The 6,971-nt window shown below is 66.5% G+C and carries 5 protein-coding genes; 2 read left to right on the top strand and 3 right to left on the bottom strand.

Annotated features, from left to right (window positions below; genetic code table 11):
- Window positions 1-1,585: 1,585 nt before the first annotated feature.
- The 3 genes from AB0E98_RS15820 to AB0E98_RS15810 form a co-directional block, all read right to left on the bottom strand.
- Complete coding sequence (locus AB0E98_RS15820; RefSeq protein ID WP_361702556.1) at window positions 1,586-1,843, bottom strand: hypothetical protein; 258 nt, start codon at window positions 1,841-1,843, stop codon at window positions 1,586-1,588.
- Between the two features lie 272 nt (window positions 1,844-2,115).
- Entirely contained in the window at window positions 2,116-2,784 is a 669-nt protein-coding gene (locus AB0E98_RS15815; protein WP_361702554.1) for a recombinase family protein, read from the bottom strand.
- A gap of 403 nt (window positions 2,785-3,187) precedes the next feature.
- Complete coding sequence (locus tag AB0E98_RS15810) at window positions 3,188-4,423, bottom strand: hypothetical protein (RefSeq protein WP_361702552.1); 1,236 nt, start codon at window positions 4,421-4,423, stop codon at window positions 3,188-3,190.
- Window positions 4,424-5,075: 652 nt separating this feature from the next.
- Between AB0E98_RS15810 and AB0E98_RS15805 the strand changes: the two genes are divergently transcribed.
- Complete coding sequence (locus AB0E98_RS15805) at window positions 5,076-6,272, top strand: histidine kinase (RefSeq protein ID WP_361702550.1); 1,197 nt, start codon at window positions 5,076-5,078, stop codon at window positions 6,270-6,272.
- Window positions 6,269-6,919, top strand: coding sequence for a response regulator transcription factor (locus AB0E98_RS15800; protein ID WP_361702548.1), 651 nt, complete (start codon window positions 6,269-6,271; stop codon window positions 6,917-6,919). The genes AB0E98_RS15805 and AB0E98_RS15800 overlap by 4 nt, the downstream gene beginning before the upstream one ends.
- The last annotated feature ends 52 nt before the right edge of the window (window positions 6,920-6,971 follow it).

The following is a 6,971-nucleotide window of genomic DNA, read 5'->3' as shown; positions in this document are numbered from 1 at the left end:
GCGGGTCCCCCCACCCCCCCCCCACCCCCCCCCGGGCCCCCCCCCTCCGTGGGCGCCCCCCCCCGGCCCCCCCCCCTTTTTGTTGGGCGGCCCACCCCCCCCCCCCCCCGCAACACTTAACCGGGGTGCTGGCCCGCGCTTCGCGCCGACGAACTGCCTTACGTGCCTGACACCTCTATTATCAGGGCGCTGACCTGTGCAAATGGCCCCGTGCCCCTAGACGACCGGCGCACCCCGGGGCCGCTCGAGATGTCCTGGCCTCCACCCCATCCGCCCAGTTCCCCGCCTGAACAGCCACACAGATACGGCCCCCTCAGTGAGGGGGCCGTATCTGTGTGGTGCCGATTAGGGGCCGTGCAATGCATCCCTATGAGGTTTTCCCTGCAGGGAGAAGCCGTGCGGATGCCGGGGGGCGTTTGGGCGAGGCGCTACCAGGTGAGGTAGACAGCGCCGTTGTCTCCGTTTCCGCCCTTCTGGCCTCCGCCTCCTGCACGGCCTGGCGTCCCGGCGCCGGCGACATTGTGCGTTCTCCCACCGGGGCCAGCACCTTCCACCTTGTTGTACATTCCCCTGTCTCCGCCCCGTCCGCCGTGCCCGCCGTTTCCGCCCTTGCCACCGCTGCCAAAGGTGACGGGGAAAGTGCCCAGATAGAGCCGGGACACAATACGGCCTTGGCCGCCCGCCCCGCCTTCGGGCCCGGCAGCACCAGCACCGCCTGAACCGCCAATCAAGCCGTAGCTTCCTCCATCGACCCCGCGGGAGCCAGCCGGCCCGGTGGAGCCTGGAGCGGGCCTGTATACCGCCGCCTGCCGGTTGCACCGGGTAGCGAGGTTGGTGACGGGGGCAGGAGTGCCGCCCTTTCCGCCCGGTGTCTGGTCGTAAGGCGGAACGTAGATTGGCTCCGGCGCGCCTCCGCCTGAACCGCCAGGGGCCTGTCCACCATCAGCGGCGACCAGGTCTCCGTCGATGCTGGAGCGTCCGCCGTTGGCGCTCGCCTTGCCCGGCTTGCCGTCACTGCCGCCGAAGCCCTGCTGTCCTCCGGCGCCTCCGGCCCCGCCCTTGCCTACCACGATGCGCAGGTTCTGGCCCGGGGTGACGGACAGGGTGCACTGGATGAAAGCACCGCTGCTGCCACCGGCCCCTGCTCCACCGCTGCGGCCGCCTCTCCCGCCCTGACCGGGCAAACCGTTTTCGCCTGCTCCTCCGCCTCCACCTCCGCCGCTACCGGCGCCGGCGCCCCACACGTAGGCGTTGAGCCTGGTGACCTTCGGCGGCACCTTGAAGGTGCGCGTGTGCCGGATGACCTCGAACTGTCGCCATGCGGCCGGCGCAGAGGCAGCGGGTGCCGCCAGAAGCGGAACGGCCGTCACACCCGCTGCCGTGGCGCACAGCGCCGCGACAGCAGGCGTGAACCGGAACCAGCCGATGCCCGCCCGGTCAGGTGATCTGAACACAGCAGACCCCTCTCATGAGGATGTGATGATCGAAGGGTGCGCAATCACGCGCCCGATGTCCGGCACGGAAAGCGCGGCCCGGTTCATTCGCCAGCCGAAGGTGCAGCTGTCGGCATACGCGCAGTGCCCGGTCAGCCGTTGTCGTCCGCGCCCGCCGTGCCCGCCTTGAACTGCGCGACATTGCAGGTGACGGTGTCGACGCCCGTACCGAACAGCTTGTTGAGTTGCTGAGGGCCGTCGTTCATCGGGTTACCGTTGGTGTGGGCCGGCAGAGTGTCTGAACAGCTGGCCGTATCTGCCGCAGCCGTCCCAGCCCCGGCAAGGCTCACCACTCCGGCCGCCAGCGCGGCGCCAGCGGCAAGCAGGGCAGCGTTCGCGAGCTTCTTCATGTCCGTCGACCTCCAGGTCAGCTCATCGCCTACGGCTAGCCCGGGCGATGATCAGATCAACGGGGGCGCGTCACGGCATGGTTATGGCCATCCACCTGAAGGACGGATCATCCTATTTCCGCTGACCCGGGGCGCTGCCCAGCACCGCGATCCGCCGTTGTGACGGTGACGATGCAAACGAGCGTTGCGCCGCGGTCTCGAGCGGAGTCGCTGATCCCTGTGCACAGCGAAGTACAGGAAATCCCGGTGAGATCGATCTTGCTGGGCGCGACCTACTTCGTGGGGGCTTCGAGCTGGGCGGGGATGCGGCTGGCCCGCAGCTCGCGCAGGTCGGGGATGTGGTTGTAGAGGGTGCCCGGGGAGACGCCGAGCATCTTGGCGATCGCGGTGATGGAGTGCTCGGGGTTGGGCAGCAGGTCCCGGGCCATGTTCAGGATCTTCTCGTCGACCACGGTGGGCCGGCCGCCGACCTTGCCGCGGGCGCGGGCGGCGGCCAGGCCCTCGCGGGTGCCGGAGACGATGAGCTCGCGGATGAACTCCGCCAGGGCGGCGAAGACGTGGAAGACGAGCCGGCCGCCGGGGGTGGTGGTGTCGAGGTTCTCGTGCAGCGAGGTGAAGCCGATCTCGCGGCGGCGGAGCTCGGCCACCATGTTGATCAGGTCCTGGAGGGACCGGCCGTAGCGGTCGAGGGCGGGGACCACCAGGGTGTCGCCGGCATCGAGGAAGGCGTGGCATGCCTTGAGCTCGGGGCGGAGGTCGTTCTTGCCGGATTTCTTATCCGCAAAGAGCTTCCGGCACCCGGCCGCCTTGAGGGCGTCGATCTGCCGGTCGAGCTTCTGTCCGCCGGTGGACACCCGTGCGTATCCGATGCGGATCTCGGTACGGACGGCAGGCTCGGCGGCCAGCAGTTCGAAGGCCTCGGGTTCAAGGGGCGTGTTCACGCCCGGAACTCTGTCAGAAAACGGTGTCCCGGAGTTCTTGAACCACCCTGGTTTTTGAAGGAGTTTTTGAAGGCCCTGGGGGTCTTCCCGCGGTCCGCCCGGTGATCTTCATTAAACGTTGGTTTATTGAAGATCACGGGCCGGTTCCCGGACCACCTCAGCGGCGCGAGCGCAGGCCAGCGCATCGCGCTGGGTCACTTGTCACCTGGTTCGTCGTTCGTTAACGGCACCCCTGCTGCCCCCGGAGAACACCGTCACCTCGATCGCGAAGCTCCTCGGCGTCAGCAGGAACACGATCTACAAGTGCGTGCCCGAACTCAAGGGCAAGCGACTTCAATTCGACGAGGAGACGGCCGGCGCGACCTGCTCCCCTCGGTGTGAGAGGAGCAGGGCACAGGTGTTCTTAGCCGAATTCGAGCTTCGATACCTCTACCTTCGCGGACGAGTCGCGCAGGAGCTTTTCTTTGCGGGAGGTGAGCTCTTCCAGTGAGGTCTCTAGCTTCTTGCGCTGCGGGCCCGGTGCGGCGCCAAGCTGACGTCGGGTTTCAGCGATCTCCTGCTGGAGCTTCCGGGCTTCGGCCATCATGGGGGTGTTTTGATCCTTGGTCGTCACGAAAGACCTCGTGACGGGCGGGACGTCCCCTTCCGCCTTCACGGTGGTGGTCACCGGCATCACATCTATTACGCGGGAGTTCTTGTCGTGGACCAGGAAGAATCCAGTGTATTTGGCGGCAGCGGCGCGGACTTCCTCATATCCCCAGTACCCTTGGGGGACGGTCCGCTTATACGTCGAGGTCTGGGTATTGGCGTATTGCTTGGTGTCCGTAGTCTTATTTGTGTAACTGAAGTTCAGGCTCCCGCCCGCGCTGGGCTTGCTTGTCACCTCGCCGGCCTTCGTATCCTGGCCGTAGCCGACGTTGACAGATCCTCCCACGCTCCACCCTTGTTCCTTAACCCTGGTGCGGGTCTCAGTGTTGGACGTTGTGGTGGTGAATTCTGTTGGTCCCTGGATGTTGTCGGACTGGCCGATGATCGGAGCTCTCTCGGTCACCCTCCCGACGAAGACGCATGACACGTCGGAACGCGAGCAATCTTTGGCGAACCGGGAGTCGACGAATTTCCCGAACTGTGAGGCGGCGATAATGGGATCGCTGTAATCAGCGTCGGTGGTAAAGGGGCCTTCGCCCATCTTCTTCACGTATTCATTGACGCTTTTATGGCGATAGATAGCCCTAAATGGCTCGTCTGACTGCAGGAATTCCGGCTCTTGCTCATCGGCCCGCCATATGAGGTTGTCTCGCACGAACTGATCGGGGTCTTCGTTGGGGTCGCCTTCAGGGTTGAATGCTGCTTGCGCAGCCTTCCATCCAACCTTCCAATCGCTCCCTTCCAGTCCTGGATAGCCGGTGAATGAGGTATTCGTAGGCATCTTCTTGTAGGGGAGTGTGAAGTCCTTGCCGTTGTGCAGTTTGATCACTTCGTGCTCGAAATCATCGCCTGCGGCGAACGCCTGGGGCGTTGTTCCGGGGGCGGCGCCGAGTCCCGTCGCGAGGGCAGCAGCCAGGACTGCGGCGGAGGCTGCTCTCTTGGCGTACGAGGGGGTGCCCCGCTTTGCGGAGGCAAGGTGTCGCTGTGTCATCTCTTTCCTTTGTTGATGTGTGGTGTGTGGCACCGCATGCCAGGGGGTGCCTTCGCCCGTCCGGGAGGCTGCGGGTTGATTTAGAGGTCACGCGGCGGTTACGGCCGCCGGGTGCGCAGCGGTTCGGGCCTTGTGAGCCGTGATCGCGACGGTGGCGGCAGCCTCGGTGCCATCGGCTCGGCTGCCGTCTCGGGTCTTTTCCTCGGGCGGAGTGCCTGCGGGTGGCTCGAGTGCGGCAAAGGTGCGTGCTGACGGAATCTCAGTTCCTTTGATTCGCAGCACGGCTGGAATGGGGCCTTCCTTTCTGGCAAGAGCCCGGCCGGGTGTCCGGCGGGGGTTTCTCAATTCTTGGGGGCGATGGCTGGTTCCCGTGTAGGTCCAGGGGCCGGTTTTGTCTCTGCCGCGCGTTGAGCCTGAGTGCAACGAAAGTGGCACCGCATCTCATACTTTCGGCCGATAGGGGCCTGAGCGGGGACAGCCGGATACCGCCGCGCCTCGGCCCAGCCCATAACGGCCGCCTCTGTTCCCGGGGCGGGCCGCTGGCGGCCGGCTGCACTCGAGGACCCGGTCCACAGCCAGGTAGGTGTTGGTTCCTGTGAGCTACCCTTTGTGGTTCCCGAATTCCGAGGCACGGTATGAAGAGAGGTCGCAGATGCCGTTCTCTCTTTCCACCGGATCCGGCTGGAGATTCACCAAGGCGGAGTACCTGCCCGCGCTCGGTGCGGGCGTGTACAACCTGTCCGAGATCCTGGCCGCTCCGCAGGCTGGTTTCCTGTCCGAACACCTCGCGTTCAACGCCGCCGCATCAGTGGTCATCGGCCTGCTGATGGTCTTCCGGCTGCGCCGGCCGTACGCGGCAGCCGTCCTGGCAGCGATCGGCGACTGGGCCGTCTATGCCCCTGCCGCGGTGCTGCTGGCGCTGTTCACACTGGCCCGGCGCGGCAGGGTGCGCGCGGCGTGGACGGTGGGAATCCTGCTGGCCGTGGTGAACGCGTTCACCCCCTGGATCAACGGCTACCCGTCCTATGACCTGGTGTACGCCGGCGCCTACAGCGGCGAGGTCATGGCCTTCATCGTGGCCCCGATCGTGGTGGGCGCCCACCTGCGCACCGGACACGTACGGATCGTCTCGCTCTCGGAGTACACGGCCCGGCTGGAACGGGAGCAGCAGCTGCTGGCCGAGGCGGCCCAGGCTGAGGAGCGCACTCGTATCGCCCGGGAGATGCACGACGTCGTGGCGCACCGCATCACCCACGTGGTCGTGCATGCCGGCGCTCTCAAGCTCGGCGCGGGCAAGGGCTCGCAATGGGTGGCCGAGCGGGCCGAGCTGATCCGTACCTCGGGCACCCAGGCCCTGGACGAGCTGCGCGGCGTCCTGGGTTTTCTGCAGCCACCCGGTCGCGAACACGAACCCGCGCCACTGGAACCACCGGGCGTCCGGGCCCTGGAGCGTCTCATCAACGGGACCCGCGCCACCGGCACCCAGGTACGCCTGTCCAAAGAGGAGCCAGCGACCACGGTGCCCACCGCGCTGCGCGCCACCGCCTACCGGATCGTCCAGGAAGCCCTGACCAACGCCGTCAAGCACGCCCCCGGAGCACCCATCACCGTCGCGGTGCGCTACCCCCAGGACACGATGCTTCTCCAGATCACCAACGGCCCCACCGCCACACCCCCACGACCCATCCCCGGCGGAGGAAACGGCCTGACCGGACTGCGCCGCCGCGTCCGCGAACACGGCGGCACCTTCATCGCGACCCCCACCTCCGAAGGCGGCTTCCACGTCGAGGCCCGGCTCCCCCTGGGCCGGGGGATGCCCAGCGCATTCCCCCCACAAGGAGAGAAATGATCAAGGTTCTGCTCGCCGACGACGACGTCATCATCCGGGAAGGCCTCAGCGCGATCCTGGACATCAGCGACGACATCCACGTGGTCGGCCAGGTCTCCGACGGAGCCCAGGCAGTCGAAGCGGCCCGCTCACTTCAGCCCGACGTCATCCTGATGGACATCCGCATGCCCCACGTCGACGGCCTGACCGCCACCACGGCGATCTGCTCCGAGCTCTCCAACCCGCCCAGGGTCATCATGCTCACCACCTTCGGCCAGGACGACTACGTACGCAGCGCGCTGCAAGCAGGCGCGGCCGGCTTCCTGCTCAAGGACTGCGATCCCGAAGTACTCCTCCAGGCCATCCGGGTCGTCCATGCCGGGGACGGCATGCTCGCCCCCGCCGTCACCCAACGCCTGATGCGTTCCTATGCCACACTCCCGCGCCTGAACACCGAGCAACAGCAGGCCCTGGACACCCTGACCCCCCGCGAACGCCAGGTCCTCGACGCCATCGGACACGGCAAGTCCAACGCCGACATCGCTGCCGAACTCTTCATGAGCGAAGGCACCGTGAAGTCCCACGTCTCCAGCCTCCTCAACAAACTCGGCGCCACCAACCGTGTCCAGGCCGCTCTTCTCGCCTATACCGCCCGGCTTACCGAGTAGCCCCGCGGGTCGCTGGCTTCCGGGGGCGAGACCCATGAGGTGCCGAAGACCC

This window comes from Streptomyces sp. NPDC037389, assembly GCF_040636475.1.
GTDB lineage: Bacteria > Actinomycetota > Actinomycetes > Streptomycetales > Streptomycetaceae > Streptomyces > Streptomyces hesseae.
This window is presented reverse-complemented; position numbering and strand designations above follow the sequence as displayed.

Bases quoted from the DNA above. Each gene is read 5' to 3' on its own strand.
- AB0E98_RS15820 (WP_361702556.1), bottom strand. From the start codon at position 1,843: ATGAAGAAGCTCGCGAACGCTGCCCTGCTTGCCGCTGGCGCCGCGCTG.
- AB0E98_RS15810 (WP_361702552.1), bottom strand. From the start codon at position 4,423: ATGACACAGCGACACCTTGCCTCCGCAAAGCGGGGCACCCCCTCGTAC.
- AB0E98_RS15800 (WP_361702548.1), top strand. From the start codon at position 6,269: ATGATCAAGGTTCTGCTCGCCGACGACGACGTCATCATCCGGGAAGGC.
- AB0E98_RS15805 (WP_361702550.1), top strand. From the start codon at position 5,076: ATGCCGTTCTCTCTTTCCACCGGATCCGGCTGGAGATTCACCAAGGCG.